Origin of the sequence: Micromonospora sp. NPDC050187 (assembly GCF_044459745.1) — a bacterium.
In the GTDB taxonomy this organism is placed as follows: domain Bacteria; phylum Actinomycetota; class Actinomycetes; order Mycobacteriales; family Micromonosporaceae; genus Micromonospora.
On sequence record NZ_JBITJH010000005.1, the window covers coordinates 151,520 to 177,700 of the forward strand.

23 protein-coding genes are annotated in these 26,181 nt (G+C 72.7%); 13 read left to right on the top strand and 10 right to left on the bottom strand.

Features of this window, described 5'->3' with window-relative positions; genetic code table 11:
* Window positions 1–73: 73 nt before the first annotated feature.
* Entirely contained in the window at window positions 74–658 is a 585-nt protein-coding gene (locus ACIBJE_RS10440) for a helix-turn-helix domain-containing protein (RefSeq protein ID WP_396746014.1), read from the bottom strand.
* A 44-nt stretch (window positions 659–702) separates the two neighbouring features.
* Between ACIBJE_RS10440 and ACIBJE_RS10445 the strand changes: the two genes are divergently transcribed.
* Window positions 703–2,259, top strand: coding sequence for a benzoate/H(+) symporter BenE family transporter (locus ACIBJE_RS10445; RefSeq protein WP_396746017.1), 1,557 nt, complete (start codon window positions 703–705; stop codon window positions 2,257–2,259).
* Window positions 2,260–2,735: 476 nt separating this feature from the next.
* Here ACIBJE_RS10445 and ACIBJE_RS10450 read toward each other — a convergent pair whose 3' ends face one another.
* The 4 genes from ACIBJE_RS10450 to ACIBJE_RS10465 form a co-directional block, all read right to left on the bottom strand.
* Window positions 2,736–3,101 carry a hypothetical protein gene (locus tag ACIBJE_RS10450; protein WP_396746020.1) on the bottom strand — a complete coding sequence of 122 codons (366 nt, stop codon included), beginning with the start codon at window positions 3,099–3,101 and terminating at the stop codon, window positions 2,736–2,738.
* Window positions 3,102–3,130: 29 nt separating this feature from the next.
* Window positions 3,131–3,364, bottom strand: coding sequence for a hypothetical protein (locus ACIBJE_RS10455; RefSeq protein WP_396746023.1), 234 nt, complete (start codon window positions 3,362–3,364; stop codon window positions 3,131–3,133).
* Window positions 3,365–3,443: 79 nt separating this feature from the next.
* Window positions 3,444–3,917: a large conductance mechanosensitive channel protein MscL gene (gene mscL, locus ACIBJE_RS10460; RefSeq protein ID WP_396746026.1), complete on the bottom strand. Its 474-nt coding sequence runs from the start codon at window positions 3,915–3,917 to the stop codon at window positions 3,444–3,446.
* Window positions 3,918–3,955: 38 nt separating this feature from the next.
* On the bottom strand, window positions 3,956–4,636 hold the full coding sequence (locus tag ACIBJE_RS10465; protein ID WP_396746029.1) for a FadR/GntR family transcriptional regulator: 681 nt from the start codon (window positions 4,634–4,636) through the stop codon (window positions 3,956–3,958).
* Window positions 4,637–4,686: 50 nt separating this feature from the next.
* Here ACIBJE_RS10465 and ACIBJE_RS10470 point away from each other — a divergent pair, with 50 nt between their 5' ends.
* On the top strand, window positions 4,687–5,991 hold the full coding sequence (locus ACIBJE_RS10470; protein WP_396746032.1) for an MFS transporter: 1,305 nt from the start codon (window positions 4,687–4,689) through the stop codon (window positions 5,989–5,991).
* A gap of 31 nt (window positions 5,992–6,022) precedes the next feature.
* On the opposite strand, the gene ACIBJE_RS10475 is transcribed toward ACIBJE_RS10470, so the two are convergent.
* The gene (locus ACIBJE_RS10475) at window positions 6,023–6,376 is read right to left on the bottom strand and encodes an STAS domain-containing protein (RefSeq protein ID WP_396746035.1); all 354 of its coding nucleotides are present in this window, start codon (window positions 6,374–6,376) and stop codon (window positions 6,023–6,025) included.
* Window positions 6,377–6,539: 163 nt separating this feature from the next.
* Here ACIBJE_RS10475 and ACIBJE_RS10480 point away from each other — a divergent pair, with 163 nt between their 5' ends.
* Genes ACIBJE_RS10480 through ACIBJE_RS10505 form a run of 6 tightly spaced genes read left to right on the top strand, consistent with a single transcriptional unit; the run spans window position 6,540 to window position 12,138 of the window.
* On the top strand, window positions 6,540–7,406 hold the full coding sequence (locus ACIBJE_RS10480; RefSeq protein ID WP_396746038.1) for an STAS domain-containing protein: 867 nt from the start codon (window positions 6,540–6,542) through the stop codon (window positions 7,404–7,406).
* Window positions 7,406–7,816: an STAS domain-containing protein gene (locus tag ACIBJE_RS10485; RefSeq protein ID WP_396746041.1), complete on the top strand. Its 411-nt coding sequence runs from the start codon at window positions 7,406–7,408 to the stop codon at window positions 7,814–7,816. Before ACIBJE_RS10480 ends, ACIBJE_RS10485 begins: the two co-directional genes overlap by 1 nt.
* On the top strand, window positions 7,813–8,232 hold the full coding sequence (locus tag ACIBJE_RS10490; protein ID WP_396746044.1) for an ATP-binding protein: 420 nt from the start codon (window positions 7,813–7,815) through the stop codon (window positions 8,230–8,232). Before ACIBJE_RS10485 ends, ACIBJE_RS10490 begins: the two co-directional genes overlap by 4 nt.
* Complete coding sequence (locus ACIBJE_RS10495) at window positions 8,229–9,239, top strand: SpoIIE family protein phosphatase (protein WP_396746047.1); 1,011 nt, start codon at window positions 8,229–8,231, stop codon at window positions 9,237–9,239. The genes ACIBJE_RS10490 and ACIBJE_RS10495 overlap by 4 nt, the downstream gene beginning before the upstream one ends.
* Entirely contained in the window at window positions 9,236–10,594 is a 1,359-nt protein-coding gene (locus ACIBJE_RS10500; protein WP_396746050.1) for a sensor histidine kinase, read from the top strand. Before ACIBJE_RS10495 ends, ACIBJE_RS10500 begins: the two co-directional genes overlap by 4 nt.
* Before the next feature lie 2 nt (window positions 10,595–10,596).
* Entirely contained in the window at window positions 10,597–12,138 is a 1,542-nt protein-coding gene (locus ACIBJE_RS10505) for a SpoIIE family protein phosphatase (RefSeq protein ID WP_396746053.1), read from the top strand.
* A 111-nt stretch (window positions 12,139–12,249) separates the two neighbouring features.
* On the opposite strand, the gene ACIBJE_RS10510 is transcribed toward ACIBJE_RS10505, so the two are convergent.
* Window positions 12,250–13,071: a DUF6597 domain-containing transcriptional factor gene (locus ACIBJE_RS10510; protein ID WP_396746056.1), complete on the bottom strand. Its 822-nt coding sequence runs from the start codon at window positions 13,069–13,071 to the stop codon at window positions 12,250–12,252.
* A 31-nt stretch (window positions 13,072–13,102) separates the two neighbouring features.
* Between ACIBJE_RS10510 and ACIBJE_RS10515 the strand changes: the two genes are divergently transcribed.
* Window positions 13,103–13,675: a TIGR03086 family metal-binding protein gene (locus ACIBJE_RS10515; RefSeq protein WP_396746059.1), complete on the top strand. Its 573-nt coding sequence runs from the start codon at window positions 13,103–13,105 to the stop codon at window positions 13,673–13,675.
* A gap of 34 nt (window positions 13,676–13,709) precedes the next feature.
* Window positions 13,710–14,663, top strand: coding sequence for a threonine/serine dehydratase (locus ACIBJE_RS10520; protein ID WP_396746062.1), 954 nt, complete (start codon window positions 13,710–13,712; stop codon window positions 14,661–14,663).
* Window positions 14,664–14,707: 44 nt separating this feature from the next.
* Here the strand turns inward: ACIBJE_RS10520 and ACIBJE_RS10525 are convergent, their stop codons facing one another.
* Window positions 14,708–16,804, bottom strand: coding sequence for a S9 family peptidase (locus ACIBJE_RS10525; RefSeq protein WP_396746065.1), 2,097 nt, complete (start codon window positions 16,802–16,804; stop codon window positions 14,708–14,710).
* A 94-nt stretch (window positions 16,805–16,898) separates the two neighbouring features.
* Between ACIBJE_RS10525 and ACIBJE_RS10530 the strand changes: the two genes are divergently transcribed.
* The gene (locus ACIBJE_RS10530) at window positions 16,899–18,437 is read left to right on the top strand and encodes an FAD-binding protein (protein WP_396746068.1); all 1,539 of its coding nucleotides are present in this window, start codon (window positions 16,899–16,901) and stop codon (window positions 18,435–18,437) included.
* 39 nt (window positions 18,438–18,476) lie between these two features.
* Here the strand turns inward: ACIBJE_RS10530 and ACIBJE_RS10535 are convergent, their stop codons facing one another.
* Window positions 18,477–20,567, bottom strand: coding sequence for a SpoIIE family protein phosphatase (locus ACIBJE_RS10535; protein ID WP_396746071.1), 2,091 nt, complete (start codon window positions 20,565–20,567; stop codon window positions 18,477–18,479).
* Between the two features lie 228 nt (window positions 20,568–20,795).
* On the opposite strand from ACIBJE_RS10535, the gene ACIBJE_RS10540 reads away from it, so the two are divergent.
* Both ACIBJE_RS10540 and ACIBJE_RS10545 read left to right on the top strand, forming a co-directional pair.
* The gene (locus tag ACIBJE_RS10540; RefSeq protein WP_396746074.1) at window positions 20,796–25,166 is read left to right on the top strand and encodes a HAMP domain-containing protein; all 4,371 of its coding nucleotides are present in this window, start codon (window positions 20,796–20,798) and stop codon (window positions 25,164–25,166) included.
* Window positions 25,163–25,717: a two-component system response regulator gene (locus ACIBJE_RS10545; RefSeq protein WP_396746077.1), complete on the top strand. Its 555-nt coding sequence runs from the start codon at window positions 25,163–25,165 to the stop codon at window positions 25,715–25,717. The genes ACIBJE_RS10540 and ACIBJE_RS10545 overlap by 4 nt, the downstream gene beginning before the upstream one ends.
* A gap of 3 nt (window positions 25,718–25,720) precedes the next feature.
* On the opposite strand, the gene ACIBJE_RS10550 is transcribed toward ACIBJE_RS10545, so the two are convergent.
* Entirely contained in the window at window positions 25,721–26,056 is a 336-nt protein-coding gene (locus ACIBJE_RS10550; RefSeq protein ID WP_396746080.1) for an STAS domain-containing protein, read from the bottom strand.
* Window positions 26,057–26,181: the final 125 nt, after the last annotated feature.

Consider the following 26,181-nt stretch of genomic DNA (forward strand, 5'->3'; position numbering starts at 1 on the left):
CGGGGGCGCCCGGTCAGGTCCTCGGCGCGCCGTCCGAGATCCAGGTTGGACGGACTGCGGAGCCGCGCCGGGGTCAGTCGCGGGGGTAACGCAACAGGAGGCCAGCGGCGACCTCCTCGTCACCGACCGCGACGTAGCAGTGCGGTACGTCCGACGTCCAGCGCAGATGCCCGCCTGCGGCGGCGGTCATCGGCGCGTCCACCGGGCCCGCGCGGAGCACGCCCGCGAAGACCGTGACGTGCTCGGTGACCCCGGGCCGGTGCGGGGGTGAGACCTGGCCCGGGCCGGGAGCGACCCGCATCCGGTACAGCTCGTAGGTCGCCCCGGCCTCGGTGAACACTTCGAGCAGGGTGGCGCGCACCGCGGCGCCGCGCACCGAGGGCGCGCTCGCCGGTCCGGCCAGCACCGCACCCAGGGGTACGCCGAGCTGCGCGGTCACCGCGTAGAGCGTCTCCAGGGTGGGGTTGCGGGTGCCGTTCTCCAGCCCGGAGAGGGTGGCCTTGCCGACCCCGGCCGACCGGGCCAGGGCGGAGAGCGAGATGCCCCGTTCCTCCCGGAGGAGCCGGACCCGGCGGCCGATGGCGGCGGCACCCTCCTCGGGGTGCCCGGGGTCGGCGGCTTCCGGCTGGGGGGCCGGTGGTCGGTCGGCGGTCGGCATGCCGCTATCGTGCATCACGCCACCGTTCCGTATACGGAACGGTCGTGGAGGGAGACGGAATGGCCGGCGTCCTGCAACCCGTGCTGGCCGGCGTGGTGACCGCCCTGGTCGGCTTCGCCAGCTCGTTCACCGTGGTCCTGGCCGGGCTCCGGGCCGTCGGTGCCACCGAGTCGCAGGCGGCCTCGGGACTGCTCGCGGTCTGCGTCGTGTCCGGGGCCAGCGCCGTCTGGTTCGGACTGCGGCACCGGTTGCCGATGAGCGTCGCCTGGTCCACGCCGGGTGCCGCGTTGCTGGTGGCGACCGGTCCGGTGGCGGGTGGCTGGCCGGCGGCGGTCGGCGCGTTCGTGGTGTCCGGCCTGCTGGTCGTGGCCGCCGGTCTCTTTCCTCCGCTGAGCCGTGCGGTCGCAGCGATCCCGAAACCGATCGCGGGCGCGATGCTGGCCGGCGTCCTCCTGCCGCTCTGCACGGCACCGGTCCGGGCGTTGGTCGAGGTGCCCGCGCTCGCCGGGCCGGTGGTGGTGGTCTGGCTCCTGTTGCACCGGTTCGCCCGCCGCTGGGCGGTGCCGGGCGCGCTCGTCGTCGCGGTGGCGGCGATCGCGCTGACCACTCCGTCCGGTCGGCTCGGGGGCACCGGGCTCTGGCCGGCGTTCGACCCGACGCCACCGGCCTGGAGCCTGCCGGCCCTGGCCGGACTGGCGGTGCCGCTGTTCCTGGTCACCATGGCGGCGCAGAACGTACCGGGCATGGCGGTGCTCACCGGATACGGCTACCGTCCACCGTTCGGTTCCGCGCTACGGGTCACCGGGCTGGCCAGCGTGGCCGCCGCGCCCGTCGGCGGGCACGCGGTCAACCTGGCGGCGATCACCGCCGCGCTCGCCGCCGGCCCGGACGCCCATCCCGACCCGGACCGGCGCTGGATCGCCTCGGTCACCGCCGGCGTCGGGCTGGCCCTGCTCGGCCTCGGCGCGGGGGTGGCCACCACGCTGGTCCTGCTCTCGCCCCCGGTACTGATCGAGGCGGTCGCCGGCCTGGCGCTGCTCGGCGCACTGGCCACGGCCCTGACCACGGCCGTCGCCGAGCCGGACGCCCGCGAGGCGGCGGTGGTCACGTTCGTGGTCACCGCCGCCGGGGTCACCCTGCTCGGGATCGGCGGTGCCTTCTGGGGGCTGCTGGCCGGTGGCGCGATGCGGCTCCTCTTCCGCCGCAGGCCATTCCCCCAGCGTGCGCGCCCCGTCCCGCAGAGCCGTCCCGCAGAGCGGAAGCACCCCGACGGCGCTGCCGGGTCGGAGCCGTCCGACCGCGAGACCCCTGACCAGGCCGCCTCCCAGCCGGCGGATCCGTCTTCCCTCCCGCAGGTGGACCCGGCCAGATCCCCGCAGGTGGACCCGGCCACCTCCCCGCAGGCGGGCCGGTCTTCCTCCCCGCAGGTGGGCCCGTCCTCACCCCGCTCCACGTCGCCGGGCTGTCCGGTCGGCACCGTAGCGAGGCCGGGGCAGAGTCAGGAGCAGGGAACGCGGACGGAGCGGGAGACGCGGGAGGGTGAGGACGCATCGGAGTGCTCCTTTGGAGCTGCCCGCACAGACGGGGCACGGCGCGACTGAACCGCTGAGCCCGCAGCCGGTCACCCGCCAGCCCCTATTCGGTCGTAGGGCCTCGGCACGGGCACCGGAATTTCTGCTCGGTCGCGCGGACCTCGGCGAGGGCACCGGCCTGCACGGGCGCCCGACGGGGTCGCCCGGGACCTGCCAGGGCCAGCACGAGGGCAGAGGCGTTTTCCGGGTCGGGGCTGCGTCGGGCCGGGCGGTGTCGTGGCCAGTGTCGAATGGGGCCCGAGTCGGGCGGGGCCAGGGGCGGGCGGGCCCGAGGCGGATGGGGCCAGGGTCGGACGGGGCCGGAAGGCGTTCCGCCCGGCTGCCCCGTCTGTGCGGGCAGCTCCAAAGGACGCGGTGCCCCATGTCCTGGCCCGCCCGCCTGATGCTCCGGATGGGTGACATGCGCCCGCCTGACACTCCGTATGCGGTGGGTGCCCGTCCCCGGTGGCGGAGTCCCCACCTGCCGGACGGGTGGACCTGGCGGCCTACTCCTCGCGGGCGAGGTCGGTGGCGGGGACGGTGAGGCGTACCTGCTGGTCGGCGACGTCGGCGATCTGCTCGGCGAGTGCGTAGACCGCCCAGCCGGGGGTGGTGATCTTGAGGTAGCCGCTGCGCAGCAGCCGAGCGGCCAGATCGGCCGGCACGTCCGGTTCCTCGGCTGCCGCGGACTCGATCAGCTCGTCGAGGCTGCTGCCCGGGTCGGCGGTCGGTGCCTCCACGGTCACCGCGTTCGGGTCTCCGCGCTGGACGAGGTCCACCGTGCCGACCTCGGTGCCGGTCGCGTCGACGACCCGCATGCCGGTGGTGACCCGTCCGATGACCGTCTGCGCGTCCGTGTCCTGTCGCGTCATGCTGGCGCGGTTCCCGGCCCGGCGTCCGGCTAAACGCGGGGCGGACGGGGGGAGAGCTCCCGCCAGGTGTCGGTGCCGTCGAGCAGGGCCCGGACCGTCTCCTCCGCCTCCTCGGCGCTGTCGTACTCGTAGAACCGGGAGACGCCCTCGGCGCCGCCGGCGCGTTGTTCGACGTGCCACCGGTCGGCGTCCACCCGGAGGAAGACGTCCCGTCGGGCCAGCCGCCCCCACCTGCCGTTCCACCAGTGCTTTCGCTGCTCCATGGCGGCACTGTATCGAACATGCGTACGAAAGGATCCGGCCCCTGCGGGAATCCCGCGGGGGCCGGTGTGCGTGGTCGGATCAGCGTGCGGTCGGCGGCTCCGGCCGGCGGCCGAGCACGTCGTCGAGCGCGCCGCGCTGCTGCCCGGGGGTGGTGTGCCCGGCGGCGAGCAGGGCGTCCCGGATCTCGGTGAGCAGCTTGACCTCCTCGCTGGGCGCCTTCGGCGGCGGCTCCTCGCCCCGCTTGCGCCGCTCGGCGAGCTTGTTCATCGGGTAGACCACGAGGACGTAGAGCGCCGCCGCAGTGAGCAGGAACGTGATCAGGGCGTTCACGAAGGCCACGTAGTCGAACTCGATGCCCCGGAACTTTGCGGTCGATCCTTCGATGCCCTTCTCGTTGCCGGTCATCAGCACGATGAGGACCCGTACGAAGGGCTCCAGGAACGACTTGGTGAGCTGCGTGACCACGCCGGTGAACGCGGCGCCGATGACGACGCCGACCGCCAGGTCGACGACGTTGCCGCGCATGATGAAGTCCTTGAACCCCTTGAACATCTGCCACTCCCGCTGTCCGGTGCTCGATCCCGGACAACCTATGCCCTGGCCCGGCGCTCCAGGAACGCGCCCGCCTCGTGCGCCGCCCGGGCCGGATCGCCCGCCCGGATCGCCGCCACCAGGCGACTGTGGTCGACGTACCGATCGGGTTCCAGGGCGCCGATCGCCTGGGCGACGGAGGCCCGCATCGCGGCGCCCACCGAGGCGTACAGCTCGGCGAGCATGGCGTTGTGGGCGGCGGCCACCACCACGACGTGCAGCCGGGCGTCGGCCTCGACGAATTCCTCGAACCGGCCGTCGTGCCAGGCCGCCTCCCGCTCGGCCAGCGCCGCGTCGAGCGCCGCCAGATCCTCCGGGGTACGCCGGATCGCGGCCAGTCGGGCGGCCTCCACCTCGAAGGCGCGGCGGACCTCGACCACCTCCGCCATCCGGTCGTCGGTGAGTCGGCGGGCCACCACCGGGGCCAGCTCGTCGGTCGACACCACGTACGTGCCGGAGCCCTGGCGGGGCTCCAGCACCCCGGCGTGCACCAGCGCGCGGACCGCCTCCCGGACGGTGTTCCGCCCCACACCGAGGGCGGCGACGAGCTGCGGCTCGGTCGGGATCCGTCCGCCCAGTGGCCACTCCCCGCCGAGGATCCGAGCCCTGAGCTGCTCGATCGTTTCGCTCACCCGCCGGCCGCGCGGCGGCACGGGCGGGGAATGGCCGGACGGTGTCACTGGTTACAACCCACGCCGGAAATTCATCCCATGATTGTAGGTTCGAGCTCATGACCCCGCCAACAGCCGCCCTCGCGGGACCCGACGTGGCCTCCGACATCCCCCCGGCGACACCCGCCGACCGGACTTCCGGCGCACCGGCCGCCGTTCCCGCCCCCACCCCGGCCCGGCCCGGGACCGGCGGGCTGCTGGTGCTCGCCGGGATGCTCCTGGTCGCGCTCAACCTGCGGGCCGCCATCACCAGCCTCGGCGCGCTCCTCGACGAGGTCCGTACCGGCCTGGCGCTCTCCGGCGCGATGGCCGGGTTCGTGACCACGCTGCCCACCATCGCGTTCGCCGTGTTCGGCGCGTTCACTCCGTGGCTGGTCCGGCGGGTCGCTCCGGCCCGGGTGCTGGTGGTGGCGATGATCACCCTCGCCCTGGGGCAGCTGCTGCGGGTCCTCACCGGCTCGGCCCTGGTCTTCCTGGTCGCCAGCGCGCTCGCGCTGGCCGGGATCGCGGTGGCGAACATCCTGCTGCCGATGCTGGTGAAGCAGTACTTCCCGCATCGCACCGGGCTGGTCACCGGGGCGTACACGGTGGCCCTGACCCTCGGCACGACGGTGGCCGCCGCCTCGGCGGTGCCGGTGGCCCACGCGTTCGGGTCGTGGCGGGTCGGCCTTGGGGTCTGGGCCGGGCTGGCCGCAGTGGCCGTACTCCCGTGGGTGCCGCTGGCGCTGCGGGCCCGGGCCGCCGCGCGGCGGGCGGGACGGACGGCGCAGGTGTCCGCCCGGTCGCGGATCCGGCCGGAACGCACCCGGCTCGGGTGGGCCATGGCGGTGTACTTCGGGGCCCAGTCGCTCAGCGGGTACGTGGTGATGGGCTGGCTGGCCCAACTCTTCCGGGACGCCGGCTACCAGCCGCAGGACGCCGGGCTGCTGCTCGCCGGGGTGACCGCGTTCGGGGTGCCGGTGGCCCTGGTCATGCCCGCCATCGCCACCCGGCTGCGCACCCTGCGCCCGCTGGTGCTCTTCCTGTCCCTGTCGGCGACCCTGTCCTACCTGGGTCTGGCGTTCGCGCCGCACGACCTGGCGCTGCTCTGGGTGCTCCTCCTGGCCATCGGCCAGGGCGCGTTCCCGCTGATCCTGACCACTATCGGCCTGCGGGCGCGCACGGCCGAGGGAACGGTGCAGCTGTCGGCGTTCGCGCAGAGCACCGGGTACGTGATGGCCGGGCTCGGCCCGCTGCTCGTCGGCATCCTCTACGAGGCGACCGGGGGCTGGCAGGTGCCGATCGCCTTCCTGCTGGTCGCCCTGGTCGTGCAGACCGTCGCCGGACTGGCGATCGCCCGTCCCCGCTACATCGAGGACGAGTGAGTCGACGGATGGCGCGCGGGGTGGTGGTGGTTCAGGAGGCCGGGGTCGGCTCCCCCGCCACCGCCTCGTCGACCGTCGGGTACGTCTGCAGCACCTCGACCAGTCCGCTGACCTCGAGGATGCGCAGCACACCGCGCTGCGGTGCGGCGAGTCGCACCTCGCCACCGGCCTCGTCGCAGTTGTTCTTGGCGCGTACGAACACCGACAGCCCGGTCGAGTCGCAGAACGAGACCTCGGCCAGGTCGAACACCAGCCGGCTGCGCCCCTTGTCGAGCAGGTCGGTGATCTGGTCCTGGAGTTGGGGGGCGGTTGCCATGTCCAGCTCGCCCGCGACCGACACCACGACCACGTCGCCGCGCTGTTCCGTGTGCACCGTCAACGACATCCGCCAGACCTCCTGTAGTCGGTGGAACCGTATCCCACCGGCGGGGTGCCACGCAGAACGGGAGCCGTTCCGCAGGGGCGGGCGTCAGTTCTTTGCTCTGCGACAACTAGTCTTACCAGGTCCGGTGATAGAGTCCGCCCGGTTTGGGTGGAGGGGGAGTCCGATGGCGCTGAGCACGGAAGCAAGCGGACGGCTCGCCGGCCTGCTCACGGAGCATGCCGAGCAGCTCACGCAGCGCTGGACGGAGGCGATCGCGGCCTCGCTGCGGGGCCGCCTCAGCCATGCGGAGCTCCGTAGCCAGGTGCAGGACCTGCACCGTGGCATGGTCGTCGCCGGCGAGGGCGGTGTCATCGACCTGGAGTCGGAGCGGGCCGCCGAGCTGCGGGCCGTGCTCGCCGAGCTGTCCCGGGGCCGCGCCCGGCAGGGCTTCACCGCCACCGAGACGGCGGTCAGCATCTACGCCCTCAAGGACGTGCTGCTGGAGCTGATGGATGGCCTCCCCGACGACGGCACCCGGCTCCGCGACTTCGTGGACTTCTCCAATCTCATCGACAAGATGGGGCTGTTCACCTTCGAGAGCTACGTCCGCACCCGGGAGAGCCTGATCGCCGACCAGGCCGAGCAGCTCCTCGAACTCTCCACCCCGGTGGTCAAGCTCTGGGAGGGCGTGGTCGCCGTGCCGTTGGTCGGCACGCTCGACTCGGCCCGAGCCCAGGTGGTGATGGAGCGGCTGCTCCAGACCCTGGTCGACACCGGCTCGCCGTACGCGATCATCGACATCACCGGCGTGCCGGCGGTGGACACCCAGGTCGCCCAGCACATCCTGAAGACCGTGGTGGCCGCCCGGCTGATGGGGGCGGACTGCATCATCTCCGGTATCCGGCCGCAGATCGCCCAGACCATCGTGGCGCTCGGCATCGAGTTCGGTGACATCGCCACCAAGGCCAGTCTCGCCGACGCCCTGCGCCACGTGCTGCGGCTCTCCGGCGTCGACAACGCCGCCAACCGCCGCGTACGCCGGGAGGCCTGATGGAGCGGGTGCCGGTCCTCAAGATCGGTGACATCCTGCTGGTCTCCATCCAGGTCGACATGGAGGACCAGACCGCCCTGCAACTACAGGAGGACCTGGCCGAACGGATCGTCGAGACCGGTTGCCACGGGGTGATCATCGACATCACCGCGTTGGACATCGTCGACTCGTTCATCGGTCGGATGCTCTCCACCATCGCGTCCATCTCCAAGGTCCTCGACGCCGAGACCGTGGTGGTCGGGATGCGCCCGGCGGTCGCCATCACCCTGGTGGAGCTGGGCCTGTCCCTCAACGGCATCCGGACCGCGCTGAACGTCGAACGCGGAATCGAACTCATCGCGGCGGCCCGGGCCGAGGACGACGACCTCGGCTTCGATGCCGCCGACACCGAGCCGGCGACATCACCATGACCACCGGTATCGACCTGGGCCGCCCGCAGGCGCAGGCGATCCGGAGCGACGAGGACGTGGTCCGTGTCCGCCAGCTGGTGCGTACCGTGGCGGTCGCCGTCAAGCTCTCCCTGGTCGACCAGACCAAGTTGGTGACCGCCGCCAGTGAGCTGGCCCGCAACACACTGGTCTACGGCGGTGGCGGCGACGTCGAGGTGACATGCGTCGACAACGGCGTACGACGCGGGGTGCGGATCGTCTTCGCCGACTCCGGTCCGGGTATCGCCGACCTCGACCTGGCCCTCACCGACGGCTACACCACCGGCGGCGGCCTCGGGCTCGGGCTCAGCGGGGCCCGCCGCCTGGTCGACGAGTTCGACATCCAGACCGCAGTGGGCAAGGGCACGCGGATCACCGTGACCAAGTGGTCCCGATGACCACGGAACCCGTCTCCGACCAGGGCCTCTGGTTCCGGGTGGAGACGAGCAGCGCGGCCAGCGCGGTGCGCCGGGCCGCCGAGCGGCTCGGCGGGCAGCTGCATCTCGGCGCCCGGCGCACCGCCGACCTGGCGATCGTCGCCGCCGAGCTGACCAGCAACCTGGTCAAGCACGCCCAGGACGGGGTGCTCCTGCTCCGTCCGGCGCGGCGCGGCGGCGAGGCCGGTGTGGAAATGGTCGCCGTCGACTCCGGGCCCGGCATGGCCGACCTGACCGTCTCCTCCCGGGACGGGCACTCCACCACCGGCACCCTCGGTATCGGCCTCGGCGCGATCGCCCGGCAGGCCAGCTGGTACGACGGCTATTCGCGGTCCGGCCGGGGCACGGTGCTCGCCGTGCAGGTCTGGCCGTCGGCCGTACCGTCCCCCGGATGGGCGGCCGGCATCACCCGGCCGCTGACCGGGGAGGAGCGGTGCGGCGACGCTTTCGCCGTGCGGCTGGCCGACGGGCGTCCGCAGGTGCTGCTCTGCGACGGGCTCGGACACGGTCCGCTGGCCGCCGCCGCGTCCGAGGCCGCCGTCGCCGCCTTCCGCTCCGCACCCACCGGATCGCCGAAGGCCGTGGTGGAGCACCTGCACCGGTCGATGTCGCACACCCGGGGCGCCGCGCTCGCCGTCGCCGAGCTGGAGCCGTCGGCCGGGCAGCTGCGCTACGCGGGACTGGGCAACATCGCCGCCGCCGTGGTCGAGCACGGCCGGCGACGCGGGCTGGTCTCGCTTCCCGGCATCGCCGGCCACCAGCGCCCCACGGTTCGGGAGTACGAGTACCCGTTCGGCGGGGACGCCCTGCTGGTCATGCACACCGACGGGATCACCGACCGCTGGCAGCTCACCGAGTACCCGGGGCTCACCGACCGGGCCCCGCTGCTGACCGCCGCCACCATCCTGCGCGACTACGGCGTACGACGCGACGACGCCGGGGTCCTCGTCGTCCGGACCCCGGCATGACCAGTCCCCTCACCGCCCCGCTGTTGCAGATGGCGCTCCGCGCCGAGCCCGACATCTTCGTGCTGCGGCAACGGGGCCGGGAGGTGGCCACCGCCGTCGGTCTGGAGTACCAGGACCAGATCCGCCTCGCCACCGCGCTCAGCGAGGTCGCCCGGGACCTGGTGCACAGCGTCACCGGCGCGGACGTCGCGTTTTACGTCGTCGGGATGGACGAGGGGCGCCGGGTCCTGCGGGTCGACCTCGCCCCGCTGCGACCGTTCGGCCCGGCCGGGTACGAGCCGACCTCCGGCTCGGTGGCCCGGCTGGTCGACACTCTGGAGCTGACACCGGCCGATGGGGTTACCGTCATAAGGATGTCCCGACGCATCCCGGCGAACGCGGAGGCGCTGACCCCGCAGCGTCTCGCCGAACTGCGTGCCCAGCTCGCGCAGAGCGCGCCGGTCAGCGCACTGGACGAACTCACCCTCCAGAACGAGCAGCTCATCGCCGCCCTCGACGAGGTACGCAGCCATCGTGACGAGCTGGCCGTGCTCAACGACGAACTCCAGGAGACCAACCGGGGCGTGCTCGCGCTCTACAACCAGCTCTCCGAGGAGCTGGAGGAGACCAACCGGGGCGTGGTGGCGCTCTACGCCGAACTGGACGAGAAGTCGGCGCAGCTCAAGGCGGCCAGCGAGTCGAAGAGCCGGTTCCTGGCCAACGTCAGCCACGAGCTGCGCGCCCCGGTCACCGCGGTCATCGGGCTGGCCCGGCTGCTCGCCGACTCGGCCTCGGACCCGCTCACCGGTGAGCAGGCCCGCCAGGTGGGGCTGATCCGTTCCTCCGCCACCGACCTGCTGGTCCTGGTCAACGACCTGCTGGACCTGGCCAAGGCCGAGTCCGGCCGGATCGAGCCGGACTGGACGGAGGTCGACCTGCGGGTGGTCTTCGGCCAGCTCCGGGGCACGCTGCGGGCGCTGGCCAACCGGCCCGGGGTGGAACTGGTGGTCGAGGAGCCGCCGGCCCCGGCGACGCTGCGGTCGGACGAGACCCTGCTGACCCGGGTGCTGCGTAACCTGCTGCACAACGGGCTCAAGTTCACCGAGACCGGCGAGGTGCGGATGCGCGCCGACCTGGTCGACGGCCGGTGGCGGATCGTCGTCTCGGACACCGGCGTCGGCATCGCGCCGGACCAGCACGAACGGATCTTCGAGGAGTTCTACCAGGTGCCCGGGAGCGCCAGCGGCGTCGGCACCGGCCTCGGCCTGCCGTACGCCCGGCGGCTGGCCATGCTGCTCGGCGGCAGCCTGGGCGTGACCAGCGAGCCCGGCCGGGGCAGCGCGTTCACCCTGGACCTCCCCGTGGACGGGGTGTGACGGTGGACGGCGGTCCCGCGACAGTGCTGGTGGTCGACGACAGTCGCACCAAGCGCTACCTGCTGGTGAGCTGGCTGACCCGGGCCGGCTTCGAGGTGCGGGAGGCGGAGACCGGCAAGGAGGCGCTGGAGCGGGTCGGGAACGACCCGGTCGAACTGGTGGTGCTCGACGTACGCCTGCCCGACATGAGCGGGTTCGAGGTGTGCGAACGGATCAAGGCCAGCCAGCCGGCCCTGCCGGTCATCCACGTCTCCGCCCACGCCATCGACGTGGTCGACCGGGCACAGGGCCTGACCCGGGGCGCGGACGCGTACCTCGCCGAGCCGATCGAACCGGACGAACTGGTCGCCACCGCCCACGCGGTACTGCGCTACTACCGGGCCCGCCGACGGGCCGAACTCTTCGCCGAGCGGCTCGCCCGGCTGGCCGAGACCACCGTCGCGGTGCACGCCGCGCCGACCTTCACCCGCCTGCTGGAGGAGGCGGCCGTGGGCGCGGCGGAGATCTTCCGTACCCCCGCCGCAGTGGTGGCCGAGACCTTCGACGGGGACTGCATGGCCGGGGTCTGCCCCGGCCCCGGCGGGGCGGGCAGCGTCGTCCCGTGGACGGTGGACGACACCGGGGTGCCGACCGGCACGACGGTGCGCATCGACGAGCCGTCCGACTGGGACCTGACCGCCTGGCCGGCCGACGACCGGCTGGCGGTCGCCGCGGCCCGGCTGCGGGAGGACCGCGCCCCGCTCTACGTGGTGGTGCCGGCCGGGGTGCAGGTGCCGGGCATGCCGGTGCTGGTGCAACTCGCCCAGGCGGTGGCGGCGGCCGTCGAGGCGCAACGCTCCTACGACGAGGAACACCGCATCGCGGTCACCCTCCAGCGCAGCCTGCTGCCGCGCCGCATTCCGACGATCGACGGCCTGGACCTCGCCGTGCGGTACGAGCCGGCGAGCGCGCAGACCGAGGTGGGCGGCGACTTCTACGAACTGGTGATGCTCGACGGGCACCTGCTGATGGCGATCGGTGACGTCGCCGGGCACTCGCTGCACGCCGCCACGGTGATGGCCGAACTGCGCCACGCGGTGCGCGCGTACGCGGTCGAGGGACACCAGCCGGGGGAGATCCTGCACCGGGTCAACGAGCTGATGCGGCGACTGCTCCCGTACGAGCTGGCCACCATCTGCGTGCTGCTGCTGGAACCGGACACCGGTGAGGTCCGGATGGCCAGCGCCGGCCACCTGCCACCGCTGCTCGCGGTGGACGGGCGGGTGGAGTTCCTCCAGCACACCGCCCCACTGCTCGGGGTCCGGGCAGCCCGCCCGCCGGACCTGGAGTTCGTGGTGCCGGCCGGGGCGACGCTGGTGCTCTACACCGACGGGTTGATCGAGCGCCGGGACACCACCATCGACGAGGGACTGGCCGCCCTGGCCGCGCAAGCCGCCCGGGTCGAGCCGGACCTGGACGCCTTCTGCGCCCGCCTGCTGCGCGAACTCGCCCCCTCGGAGATCCACGATGACGTCGCCGTGCTTGCCCTCCGCCGCCGCCACTGAGGGTGGCATCGTGTGGTGGCAGGGGACCCCTGCACGGCGTTTTGTGGTAGCCGGGGACCCCTGCTCATCACCAGGCGGTAGGACGGGACCCCTGCAACCGCCCGGCCCTTGCTATCCGGTGTGCAGTGAGCGGACGTAGGCGGTCGGGCTGACGCCGGTGACGGCGGTGAAGTCGCGGACCAGGTGGGCCTGGTCGCTGTAGCCGAGGTCGACGGCGAGCGTCGACCAGTCCGGCGGGCCGGCGGCGGCCCGTTCGATCGCCTCCTGTAGCCGGTAGCGCCGAATCACCCACTTCGGTCCGACACCGACGTACTCGAGGAAGAGGCGCTGGAGGCGGCGGGTGGAGACACCGTGCCGGCGGGCCAGGTCGTCCACCCGGAGGATGCCCCGGTCGGTACGGATCTCGTCGGCCAGGCGCATCGCCTCGTCGGCCGACGGATCCGGCTCCGGTGCTAAGCCGAGGAGGAACTCGTCGAGCGCCCGGCGTCGGTCGTCGTCATCGCCGGCGCAGATTCCGAGCGGGTCGGGTGCCGGCACGAGGGGAAGCCGACGGTCGGTCAGCTCGGCGACCGGTCGCCGCCAGAACGGCCGGAACCCGCCCGGCCGGAACTGGACGCCGCAGACCCGGCCGGCGCCGGTCAGAGTGATCGAGAAGAGGCGCTGCCCGACGCCGGCGACCTCGACCGAGCCGGAACCCCCGCCGTCGGAGCCGTCCGAGTCCTCGCCGTCGTCTTGCCGGAACACCAGGTTCACCGCCGGGTGCGGTACCACCCGCTGCTCGAACGCCCCGGTCACCGCCCAGTCGACGAACCAGTAGTGCTCGACGTACCGGCGTAGCGGAGCGGCGGGCAGGTGCCGGCGGAAACGCAGCTCGCGGCGGAGCCGGTCCGGGTCGAGGATGCCCCGGCTGTCGTTCCGTGGCTCGTGTCGCATTCCTTCAAGACCACCCTCATACGCTGCCCGTATGGCGACAAAGACTAGTGACCTGCTGACCGCCGCCGCCCCGGAGACCGTGGCGGTGGTCCGGGGCATCTCCGACGACCAGCTCGACCTGCCCACCCCGTGTCGGGAGTACGCCGTACGCGACCTGCTCGGCCACCTGTTCCAGGTGGTGGTCAACTTCCAGGAGTTGGCCGCCCGACGCCCCGCCGACTGGTCGGAGCAGCCGGACCTGCTCACCGGCGACTGGCGGGACCGGTTCGGTGTCGAGACCGAGCGCGTCATCGGCGCCTGGTCGGAGCCGTCCGCCCTGGAGGGGGTGTCCCCAGGGATGGGCATGCCGCAGGAGGTCGTCGGGGGCATGCTGCTGCTCGACCTGACGGTGCACGGGTGGGACCTGGCCCGGTCGACCGGCCAGCCGTACCAGGCCGATCCCGCCGTGGTGGCCGAACTGCTCGGCCTGGTCGCCCGGCTCGCGCCGACTGCCCGCGAGCGGGGCGTGTTCGGCGCGGTGGTGGAGCCCGCCGACACCGGCGACGACCTCGCCCGCCTGCTCGGTCTGACCGGTCGCGACCCGGCCTGGCCGTCGGTGGGCTGACCCGGGTAGCCCGTCCACCGGGCAGGATGGCGGGATGGACCTGGTCTCGCTCGCCGACATCCGCGCCGCCGCCCGTGCGATCGCGCCGACCGTGCTGCGTACCCCGTTGCTGCCCACCCGGTGGGACGACCGGCTGTGGCTGAAGCCGGAGAGCCTGCAACCGGTCGGCTCGTTCAAGCTGCGGGGCGCGGCGCACGCGGTGGCCTGCCTCGACCCTGCCCGACGGGCGCGCGGTGTGGTCACCCACTCCTCCGGCAACCACGGCCAGGCCCTCGCGTACGCGGCCCGGGCGGCCGGGGTTCCCTGCATCGTGGTGGTGCCGGAGGGCGCGCCCACGGTCAAGGTCGACCAGATGCGGGCGCTCGGGGCCGAGGTGGTGCTCGTACCCCGGGAACGGCGGGGCGCCGAGGCCGACCGGATCGCCGCCGCGACCGGCGCGGTGCTGGTGCCGCCCTTCGACGACCGGCGGGTCATCGCCGGTCAGGGCACGGTCGGGCTGGAGATCGTCGAGGACCTGCCCGACGTGGACGTGGTGCTGGTGCCGGTGGGCGGCGGTGGACTCTCCTCCGGGGTCGCCACGGCGGTACGCGCGGTGCGCCCGTCCGCCGTGGTGGTCGGGGTGGAACCGGCGCTGGCCGCCGAGGCGCGGGACTCGCTCGCGGCGGGCGAGGTGGTGGTCTGGGGCGAGGAACGCACCTACCGGACCTGCGCCGACGGGCTACGGCTGCCGCTGTCCCCGCTGACCTTCGCTCACCTGCGGGCTCGCCTCGACGGCATCCTCACGGTCACCGAGGAGGAGATCCGCGCGGCGATGGGACGGCTGGCCCGGGACGCCCGGCTGGTGGCCGAGCCGAGCGGCGCGGTGGCGCTCGCCGCCCGGCTGTTCCACGCCGACGAGCTGCCGGCCGGTCGGACCGTCGCGGTGGTCAGCGGCGGCAACGTCGACCCGGACGTGCTCACCACCGCACTCTCCGCCCCACCTGAGTAGGAGCGCACCCGCCCGGCCCCCCGTCCTGCTCGGCTGTTGACAGCTCAGCGGCGGCCGAGGCGGTCGAGGATCCAGGCGTGGATGAACGCCTCCTCCTTCCAGGCGTCGTACCGTCCGCTCGGGCCGCCGTGCCCGGCACCCATCTCGGTCTTGAGCAGGTAGTCGCCCTGCGGCGCGACCGCGCGCAGTCGCGCGATCCACTTGGCCGGCTCGTGGTAGAGCACCCGGGTGTCGTTGAGGCTGGTCACCGCCAGGATCGCCGGGTAGTCGACGGGCGCGACGTTCTCGTACGGGGTGTACGACTTCATGTAGGCGTACACCTCCGGGTCGGCCAGCGGGTTGCCCCACTCCTCCCACTCGGTGACGGTCAGTGGCAGCGACGGGTCGAGGATGCTGGTGAGCGCGTCCACGAAGGGCACCTGCGCGACGACGCCGGTGAACGCGTCCGGGGCGAGGTTCGCCGCCGCGCCCATCAGCAGGCCACCGGCGGACGCGCCCCGGGCGACCAGCCGGTCCGGAGCCGTCCAGCCCGCCTTGACCAGGTGCCGGGCGCAGGCCACGAAGTCGGTGAAGGTGTTCTTCTTGGCCAGCAGCTTGCCCTCTTCGTACCAGCGTCGGCCCAGTTCACCGCCGCCCCGGATGTGCGCGACCGCGAACACCACGCCCCGGTCCAGCAGGGAGAGCCGGGGGATGGAGAACCACGGGTCGATGCTCGCCTCGTACGAGCCGTATCCGTAGATCAGACAGGGGGCGGAGCCGTCCTTCGGGGTGCCGGCCCGGCAGACCAGCGAGATCGGGACGCGGGTGCCGTCGTCGGCGAGGGCCCAGTCGCGGTGCTGCTCGTACTCGGCCGGGTCGTACTCCCGTCCGTCCGGGCCGGGCAGCACCGGCTTCCGCTTGCGCAGGATCATCTCGCGGGTCACCAGGTCGAAGTCGTAGACCGAGTCGGGGCTGACCAGCGAGCTGTAGCGGAACCGGATCCGTCCGGTGCGGTACTCCGGGTTCGCGTCGAGGCCGACGCTGTAGAGCGGCTCCGGGAAGTCGATGTCGTACCAGTCGGTGCTGCCGTCGGTGAGCACGCGCAGGCCGGTGAGCCCGTCGCTGCGCAGCGAGATGACCAGGTGGTCGGCGAAGGCGTCGACCGACTCCAGCCGGGTGCCGGGGGCGTGTTCGATCATCGGCACCCAGTCGCCGGGCGCGTCCGCCGAGGTGTACGCCAGCGCGAAGTCCTCCGCGCCGTCGTTGTGCAGGATCAGGAAACGGTGCCCGTGGTGCTCGACGGAGTACTCGACGCCCTGCCGGCGCGGGGCGATGACGGCGGGCTCACCGGTCGGGTTGCCGGCCGGGATGACCAGCACTTCGCTGGTGATCTTGCTGTGGATGTCGATCAGGATGAACCGCTCGGAGCGGGTCAGCTCGACGCCCACCCAGAACCGCTCGTCGGGCTCCTCGTGGACGACGACGTCCTCGCTGGCCGGGGTGCCGATGGTGTGCCGCCACACCCGGTTCGGCCGCCACGACTCGTCCACCGTGACGTAGAAGAGGACGGAGGCGTCGGCGGACCAGGCGGTGCCGTAGAAGGTGTCCGGCACCTCGTCGGCGAGCACCTCGCCGGTGGTGAGGTCCTTGACCCGCAGCGTGTACCGCTCGTCCCCGGCGAAGTCCGTCGAGTACGCCAGCCAGCGCCCGTCGGGGCTGACGTCGTACGCGCCCAGGGAGAAGAAGTCGTGCCCCTCGGCGAGCTGGTTGCCGTCGAGCAGCACCTCCTCCCCCTCCAGGGGCGCGCCGTCGACGCTGACCGGGGGCTCGGTCTCGCCGTCGCGGACCGGCCGGCGGCACTGGATGCCGTACTGCTGGCCCTCGACGCTGCGGCTGTAGTACCAGTACCCGCCCTTGCGTGCGGGCACCGAGAGGTCGGTCTCCTGGGTGCGCCGCCGGGTCTCCTCGAACAGGGCGGCGCGCAGGTCCGCCAGGTGGGCGGTGCGCGCCTCGGTGTAACTGTTCTCGGCGGTCAGGTGGGCGATGGTCTCCGGCGCGTCCTTGTCGGCGAGCCAGGCGTACTCGTCGACGACGGTGTCACCGTGGTGGACACGCTCGGTGGGGACGCGCTTGGCGACGGGCGCGGGGGTCTCGGTGGTCACTCCGCCACGTTACCGGCCGGGATGCCGGGACCGGGTCACGCGCCGATGCCCGGTTTCGCCCCACGAGTGTTCGTACACATGTACGATTGCCGCCATGTCGGGATCCCTGCCTTCGGCCCACCGTTCCGGTTCGACCGACATCACGCGTCGGCTCGTCGAGATCTGCGGTCCGTCCTTCGCCCGTCCCGCCGGCCCGGCCGACGAGGTCGCCGGACGGCTGGCCGGCTGGGTGGCGGTGCCGGGCGACGCCCGCGCCGCCGCCGAGGTGCTGCGGCTGGCCGCCACGCACGACCTGACCGTCGTGCCCCGGGGTGCCGGCACCAAGATCGATTGGGGTGCCCCGCCGGAGCGGGTGGACATCATGCTCGACACCGGCCGGCTCGCCGGCATCCGCTCGCCGGGCGGCCCCGGCTGGCACGGGACGACCGGTCCCGCCCGGTCCGGGCCCGCCGGAGCCGGCCGGCCGGTCGGGCGGGCCGAAGGCCGGCACCGCCGGGGCGAGAGCGTTTCCGACCCGTCCGGATCGGTGGTCGAGATCGGCGCGGGCACCCCGCTGCGCGCCGTGCAGGCCGCGCTGGAGCGGACGGGCCGGCGCCTGGCGCTGGACGCCCCGTCGCCCGGGGCGACCGTCGGCGGTGTGCTCGCCGCCGACGAGGCCGGTCCGCTGCGCCTGCGGTACGGCACCCCGGGCGACCAACTCGTCGACCTGCGCTACCTGACCGCCGACGGGGAACTGGTCGAGGCCGGCGGCGACGAGGCCGGCCCCGAGCTGGCCCGGCTGCTCTGCGGATCGCACGGGGGGCTCGGCGTGCTCGTCTCGGCCACCCTGCGGGCCCGGCCCCTGCCGCCCCGCCGTGCCTGGGTCACCCGGCCGGTCTGGACGCCGCTGGAGGTGCACGAGCTGATCCGCGCCGTGCTGTCGGCCGGGCTCCGCCCCGCCGCGATCGAGCTGGACCTGCCCGCCGTGCGCCGGCCGCCGACACCCCGTACCCCCGTCTCCGGCCCCGCCTGGTCGGGCCACCCGGCGGGCTCGGCCAGAGCCGCGCACCCGGCCGGTTCCGGACGGGCCGCCCATCCGGCCGGCTCGGCGCGTTCCGGCCCGATGCCCAGGACCGGGCGGTCCACCCCACCCGCCGCCGGTGACCTGGTGATGCTCCTGGAGGGAGGCCCGGCCGACGTGGCCGAGCGGGCCCGCCACCTGACCAGGCTGCTCGGTGAGGGGGCCACCGTCGCCGACTCCCCACCCGAGTGGTGGCGGCACTATCCGTTCCGGCCGGACGACATCGCGCTCCGGGTCGACGTCCCCCTCACCGACCTGCACGCCGCCATCTACGCGCTGCGGGACGCGGTGGGTGCCCCGGTGCCGGTACGCGGCTCGGTCGGCCTCGGCGTGGCCCATGCCGTGCTGCCCGGCGGCACACCCGTGGACCGGGTGGCCTCGATCCTCACCGCGGTCCGGCAGGTGCTCCTGGCCCGCGAGGGCCGCTGCGTGGTGCTGGCCGCGCCAACCGCCGTCCGGCAGGGCGTCGACCTCTGGGGTGACCTGCCGGTCCTGCCCCGGTTGCACGCGGCCAAGCAGCACCTCGACCCGCACCACCGGCTCGCTCCCGGTCGTCTCCCCGGCGGCCTCTGACCCCGTCGACCGGTTCAGGGCCGGGCTCAGCCGACCGGCTCAGACCGCGTCGTTCCGGATGACCAGTACGGCGATGTCGTCCCGGGGCGGCTCGGGAGAGAAGTTGATCGCGGTGGAGCGCAGCCGCGCGGCGACCACGTCCGCCGAGTAGCCGGCGAGCGGGGCAGCTGCCTCCCGCAGTCGGTCCGGGCCGAAGAGTTCCCGGCCGCGTCGCCGTTCGGTCACCCCGTCGGTGTAGAAGATCAGCGCGTCGCCGGGATCGAGCGGGACCACCGACGTCGGCGAGGTGATCGTGTCGAGCAGGCCGAGCGCGGTCCCGCCGGCGCCGACGAAGGACGCCCCGCCCGCGCTGCGCAGCAGCACCGGTCGGTCGTGCCCGGCGAGGTGCAGCGACACGTCGAGCTGGTTGCCCTCGCCCGGCCCGACCGCCGCCAGCGCGAGCGTGCAGTACCGTCCCCCGCCCCGCTCGACCAGCGTCTCGTTGAGTCGGGTCAGCGCCTCCGGCAGCGGCTTGCCGTCGCCGACCAGCACCCGGATCACGTCGCGGACCAGCCCGGTCACCGCGGCGGCCTGGACACCCTTGCCCGAGACGTCCCCGATCACCACCAGCCAGCGGCCGTCCGGCAACGGCAGCACGTCGTAGAAGTCGCCCCCGACCTCGGCGTCGTCCCCGGTCGGGACGTACTCGGCGGCGAAACCGATGCCCTCGATCACCGGCAGCACCGGCGGCAGCAGCGACTGTTGCAGGGTCTGCGCCACCCGGCGTCGCTCGGCGTGGATGCGGGCGTTCTCGATCGCCAACGCGGCGCGTCGGGCCACGTCCTCCAGCACGGCGACCTCGTCCGGGTCGTGCCGGTGGCGCTGGTGCCGGCCGACCGCGAGGGTGCCGAGCCGCTGCCCCCGGGCGACCAGGGGCACCGCGAACCCCTCCATCGGGCCGTTGAGCGGCACCTGCGAGCCGAGCCGGATCGCCTCGCGCAGCCGGGCCTGGATCGAGTCCTGGCCGGTCTCCCGGAGCACCTTGTGCAGGTGCGGCAGGACCGACTCGTCGGCGTGGCTGGCCGCCGCCAGGTTGAGTCGCCCCCACTCGTCGGTGATGTGCACCGCGCACCACTGCCCGAGCCGGGGCACCACGAGCTGCGGGACGAGCGCCATGGTCAACTCGACGTCGAGGGACTGGGCGAGCAGTTCACTCGCCTCGGCCAGGAAGGTCAGCCAGGCCTGCCGGCGGATGTCGGCCCGGCGCAGCCGGTCGTTCTCCAAGTGCAGGGAGAGCCGTTCGGCGGTCAACGCGGCGAGCGGGCGCGCGTACGCCGAGGGCACCGCGTCCAGCTCCAGCTCACCAAAGTACGGCCGCTGCACCGCCAGCCGCACCCGGAGCAGCTCGCTGTCGGTGCGGGGCGGTCGGCCGTACCGGGCCAGCACCTGGGTGCCCTGCCCGTCGCCCCGGTCCAGCCGGACCAGCCCACCGGTGGCCCCCACCATCGTGGCGACCCGGGCGAGCAGGTCGGTGGCGAAGTCGGGGAGCGGATCGTCGGCGTACGGGTCGGGACGGGTCTGCATCAGCTCGCTCATCGCGGCCGCGCTCGGCCCGGTGGTCTCCACCGGGTTGCCGTCGCCGTCGGTCCCCGACGAGCAGGGGGAGAGCCGGCGGCCCTCGGCGAGCGCGTCCCGGCGGGGCGGGGCGCCGTCCGGGCGGTCCAGCCGGAACCAGACACCCTTGCCGGAGGGGAGGTAGGTCGTCCCCCAGCAGCTCGCGAAGTGGTCGACCAGGAGCAGGCCCCGGCCCCGCTCGGAGACCTCGGCGATGTCGGCCGTGTCGTTGCGCACCCCGACGGTCAGCTCGTCCACCGGACCCGGCGCGAAGTCGGAGACCATCACGCTCAGCCCCACCCGGTCCGCGACCACCTCGATGTCCAGCTCGGTGCCGGCGTGCTCGACCGCGTTGGTGGAGAGTTCGGTGGTCAGCAGGAGCGCCTCGTTGAGCAGCTCGTCCAGGTGGGCCTCGGCGAGCACCGAGCGGACGACGGCGCGGGCGGTGGCGGGCGTGCGGCGGTCGGCGGGTAGCCGGACCCGCCGGACGTGCTCGTCCGGGCCGCCGGTCGTCGTCGGCCCCGCCTCCGTTGCCACCCTCGTATCCTCCCCTCCCCCTTGCCGGGAAGCCAAGCGGGTCGACTCCCTTTCGCGCCCCGGGCGCGTCGTCGCGCCCCTCGCGTCACTCCGGCCCGTCCCGTCGCGCCGGTCCGGGCGGTGACGCATCGACGGATGGGAGCGGCGTGGAGATGCGCAGGCCGGGTGCGGGCACAATGATGGGATGGCCGGCACGAGCCTGGAGGCCCCCGAGCTGAGCGAGGAACGATGACGACGGCGAGAACTCAGGCCGGCGCGGACTCCGCGACGTCCGACCACGAGGCTGTCCTCGGCGAGCTGGCGGCGGCGCTGCGCCGGGTCGGCCGGGGCGATTTCAAGGTGCGCCTGCCCCGGCGGGCGGGCGTCGCCGGTGACGTGGTCGACGCCTTCAACGACGTGGTGTCGTTGCAGGAGCGGCAGCACCTCGACCTGCGCCGGATCAGCCGGATCGTCGGCCGGGAGGGTCGGCTCACCGAGCGGCTCGACGAGGAGGGGCTGGACGGCTCCTGGGCGGAGGGCCAGCAGGCGGTCAACTCGCTCATCGACGACCTGGGCCGGCCCACCACCGAGATCGCCCGGGTGATCGTGGCGGTCGCCGACGGCGACCTCTCCCAGCACATGGCGCTGGAGATGGACGGCCGGCCGCTGCGGGGCGAGTTCCTGCACATCGGCCGCACCGTGAACACGATGGTGGACCAGCTCTCCTCGTTCTCCAGCGAGGTGACCCGGGTGGCCCGGGAGGTGGGCACCGAGGGCAAGCTGGGCGGCCAGGCCGACGTGCGGGGCGTCGCCGGCACCTGGAAGGACCTCACCGACTCGGTCAACACCATGGCGTTGAACCTCACCGACCAGGTGCGGTCGATCTCGCAGGTGGCCACGGCGGTGTCCCGGGGCGACCTGTCGCAGAAGATCACCGTGTCGGCGAAGGGCGAGGTCGCCGAGCTGGCGCACACCATGAACGGGCTCACCGACACGCTCCGGCTCTTCGCCGAGCAGGTGACCCGGGTGGCCCGTGAGGTGGGCACCGAGGGCAAGCTGGGTGGTCAGGCCGAGGTGCCGAACGTCGCCGGCACCTGGAAGGACCTGACCGACAGCGTCAACTCGATGGCGTCGAACCTGACCGCCCAGGTCCGGAACATCGCCCAGGTCTCCACCGCGGTCGCCCGGGGCGACCTCTCCCAGAAGATCACCGTTGCCGCGCAGGGCGAGATACTGGAGCTGAAGGACACCGTCAACACGATGGTGGACCAGTTGTCGTCGTTCGCCGACGAGGTGACCCGGGTGGCCCGTGAGGTGGGCACCGAGGGCAAGCTCGGTGGGCAGGCCCAGGTGCGCGGGGTCTCCGGCACCTGGCGCGACCTGACCGAGAACGTCAACCAGCTCGCCGGCAACCTGACCAGCCAGGTCCGGAACATCTCCCAGGTCTCCACCGCCGTGGCGAAGGGTGACCTGTCGCAGAAGATCACGGTGGACGCCCGGGGCGAGATCCTGGAGCTGAAGTCGACGGTGAACACGATGGTGGACCAGCTGTCGTCGTTCGCCGACGAGGTGACGCGGGTGGCCCGGGAGGTGGGCACCGAGGGCAAGCTGGGTGGTCAGGCCCAGGTCAAGGGCGTCAGCGGTACGTGGCGGGACCTGACCGACAACGTGAACTCGATGGCGTCGAACCTGACGTCGCAGGTGCGGAACATTGCCTCGGTCACCACCGCCGTGGCGAAGGGTGACCTGTCGCAGAAGATCACGGTGGACGCCCGGGGCGAGATCCTGGAGCTGAAGTCGACGGTGAACACGATGGTGGACCAGCTGTCGTCGTTCGCCGACGAGGTGACGCGGGTCGCCCGGGAGGTGGGCACCGAGGGCAAGCTCGGCGGCCAGGCCCAGGTCCGTGGCGTCGCCGGCACGTGGCGGGACCTGACCGACAACGTGAACTCGATGGCGTCGAACCTGACCGCCCAGGTCCGGAACATCGCCCAGGTCTCCACCGCGGTCGCCAAGGGTGACCTGTCGCAGAAGATCACGGTGGACGCGCAGGGCGAGATCCTGGAGCTGAAGAACACGGTCAACACGATGGTGGACCAGCTGTCGTCGTTCGCCGACGAGGTGACGCGGGTGGCCCGGGAGGTGGGCACCGAGGGCAAGCTGGGTGGTCAGGCCCAGGTGAAGGGCGTCTCCGGCACCTGGCGGGACCTCACGGACAACGTGAACTCGATGGCGTCGAACCTGACGTCGCAGGTGCGGAACATCGCCTCGGTCACGACCGCCGTGGCCAAGGGCGACCTCGGCCAGAAGATCACCGTGGACGCGCAGGGCGAGATCCTGGAGCTGAAGAACACGGTGAACACGATGGTGGACCAGCTGTCGTCGTTCGCCGACGAGGTGACCCGGGTCGCCCGCGAGGTCGGCATCGAGGGCAAGCTGGGTGGTCAGGCCCAGGTGAAGGGGGTCTCCGGCACCTGGCGGGACCTCACCGAGAACGTCAACCAGCTCGCCTCCACCCTCACCACCCAGCTCCGGGCGATCTCCCAGGTCTCCACCTCGGTGACCCGTGGCGACCTAACCCAGCGGATCTCGGTCAAGGCGCAGGGCGAGGTCGCCGAGCTGAAGGACAACATCAACCAGATGATCGTCACCCTCCGGGAGACGACGAAGAAGAACGCCGAACAGGGCTGGCTGGACTCGAACCTGGCCCGGATCGGCGGTCTGCTCCAGGGTCAGCGCGACCTCGGCGAGGTCTGCCGCATGATCATGATGGAGGTGACGCCGCTGGTCGACGCCCAGCTCGGCGCCTTCTTCCTCGCCGAGACCTCGGACGGCGTCACGCGACTGCGGCTCACCGCCTCCTACGGGTACGTCGCCCGGGGGCACGAGGTCACCTTCGGTCCGGGGGAGGGCCTGGTCGGGCAGGCCGCCCTGTCCCGCCGCACCATCCGGGTCAGCGCGGTGCCGGACGGCACCATCACCCTCCGCTCCGGGCTGGCCGAGACGAACCCGGCCGACCTGGTCGTCCTCCCCGTGCTCTTCGAGGGGGAGCTGCTCGGGGTCATCGAGTTCGCCAGCGTGGCGACCTTCTCCGAGCTGCACCTCTCCTTCCTGGAGCGGCTGGTGCTGACGATCGGCATCGCGGTCAACACCATCCAGGCCAACCGGCGTACGGAGGAACTGCTCGCCCAGTCGCAGCGGCTCGCCCTGGAGTTGCAGGAGCAGTCGGCGGAGTTGCAGCGCACCAACGCCGAACTGGAGGACAAGGCCCAGCTGCTCTCCGAGCAGAAGGGCAACATCGAGACCAAGAACCGGGAGATCGAGCTGGCCCGGCTCGGCCTGGAGGAGAAGGCGCAGCAGCTCACCCGCGCCTCGGCGTACAAGTCGGAGTTCCTGGCGAACATGAGCCACGAACTGCGGACGCCGCTGAACTCGCTGCTGTTGCTGGCCCGGCTGCTCGCCGAGAACTCGGAGCAGAACCTCACCCCGAAGCAGACCGAGTTCGCCCGGACGATCCACAGCGCCGGCTCCGACCTGCTCTCGCTGATCGACGACATCCTCGACCTGTCGAAGATCGAGGCCGGTCGGATGGACGTCCAGCCGGTCGACGTGCGCTTCGCCGACATCCGTGGGTACGTCGAGCAGGCGTTCAAGCCGCAGGCCGAGGAGAAGGGGCTCGACTTCCAGGTCGAGATCGCCCAGGACCTGCCGAACACCGTGGTCACCGACGCCCAGCGGTTGCAGCAGATCCTGCGCAACATGCTCTCCAACGCGGTCAAGTTCACCGACGCGGGGGCGGTCACCCTGCGGATCGGGCCGGCGGCGGAGAACGTGGTCTTCGACGTACCGGCGTTGACCAACGCCCGGCAGGTGATCGCCTTCACGGTGGTCGACACCGGGATCGGCATCCCGGACGACAAGTTGTCGCTGATCTTCGAGGCGTTCCAGCAGGCCGACGGGACCACCAGCCGCCGGTACGGCGGCACCGGCCTCGGGCTCTCCATCAGCCGGGACCTGGCCCGCCTGCTCGGCGGCACGATCACCGTCGCCTCCGCGCCCGGACAGGGGTCGACGTTCACCCTCTTCGTGCCCGACGTGCTGGCCCCGGACGCGGTGGTCGCCCCACTGCCGCCCTCGCCGGCCCGGGCCGGGCTGCCCTCGTCGCTGCTGATGCCTCCGCCGGAGATGCCCAAGCCGCCGGAGACCCCGACGACGCGGCGGCTGGAGGGAACCACCGTGCTGATCGTCGACGACGACGTCCGCAACGTCTTCGCCCTGACCAGCGCGTTGGAGCTGCACGGCATGACCGTGCTCTACTCGGACAACGGGGCGGACGGTATCCGGCTGCTCGCCGAGCATCCGGAGGTCGGCATCGTGCTGATGGACGCCATGATGCCCGACCAGGACGGGTACGAGACGACCCGCTCGATCCGGCGCAACCACCGCTTCGCGGACCTTCCGATCGTCTTCCTGACCGCGAAGGCGATGCCCGGGGACCGGGAGTCCGCCCTGGCGGCGGGCGGCAGCGACTACATCACCAAGCCGGTCGACCTGGACGAGCTGATCGAGCTGATGTCGTCCTGGATCAGCCGCAGCAGCGGACGCGAGGAGAACCAGTGACCCAGATGGCCAAGGCGCTGCTGGTGGACGACCGGCGGGAGAACCTGATGGCCCTGGAGGCGATCCTCCAGGGCCTCCCGGTGCAGTCGGTGGCCGTCGAGAGCGGCGAGGCGGCCCTGAAACAGCTCCTGGTGGACGACTTCGCGGTGATCCTGCTGGACGCCCAGATGCCGGACATGGATGGTTTCGAGACGGCCGGGCACATCAAACGCCGGGAGCGGACCCGGCACATCCCGATCATCTTCCTCACCGCCGCGGACCGGGACGCCCAACTCGCCCTGCGCGGGTACGCCGTCGGCGCGGTGGACTACCTCACCAAGCCGTTCGACCCGTGGGTGCTGCGGGCCAAGGTGTCGGTCTTCGTCGACCTGTGGTCGAAGACCCGGCAGCTCGCTGCCCAGTCCGAGCTGGTCCGCGAGCGAGAGTCGCAGTGGCGGGTGCTCACCGACGCGGTCGACGAGGCCACCGCGCTGCTGCGCTCCGACGACCCGGACGCCGGGGACCGCGCCGTCGAGCTGCTGGAGCAGGCGCGTTGGGGCAGCCCCCTCTGAGCCTCAGAGGGGGGAGTGGTTGTTGCGGATCATCAGCGCGGAGCGCAGGCCGGTGATGTCCAGGACGCGCAGCAGGAAGTCGCCGACGTGGGTGAGCACCAGCAGACTCTGCGCGTGACTGGCCTTGCGGCTCAGCACCACGAGGGTGCCGAGCCCCTGCGAGTCGCAGAAGGTGACACCCCCGAGGTCCAGGACGATGCGCGGTGGTGGATCGGCGAGGATCTCGTTCACCGCGCTGGAGAGCTGGGCTGCGGTGAGCATGTCGATCTCACCGACCAGGCTCAACACCACTTCGTCGGCCGTCCGGTGTACCGTGATGGACAGTTCGGCACGATCCACCCGGTCAGCCTAGCGCGAACCGGGTGACCTGGCCTGCCGAGGCCGATCTGGCCCCCGTCGGAGCGGTGACCGGGCCGGGCGGGGTGAGTCTGGTAACCCTGACCAGGGGTGGTTGTCGATCGGCC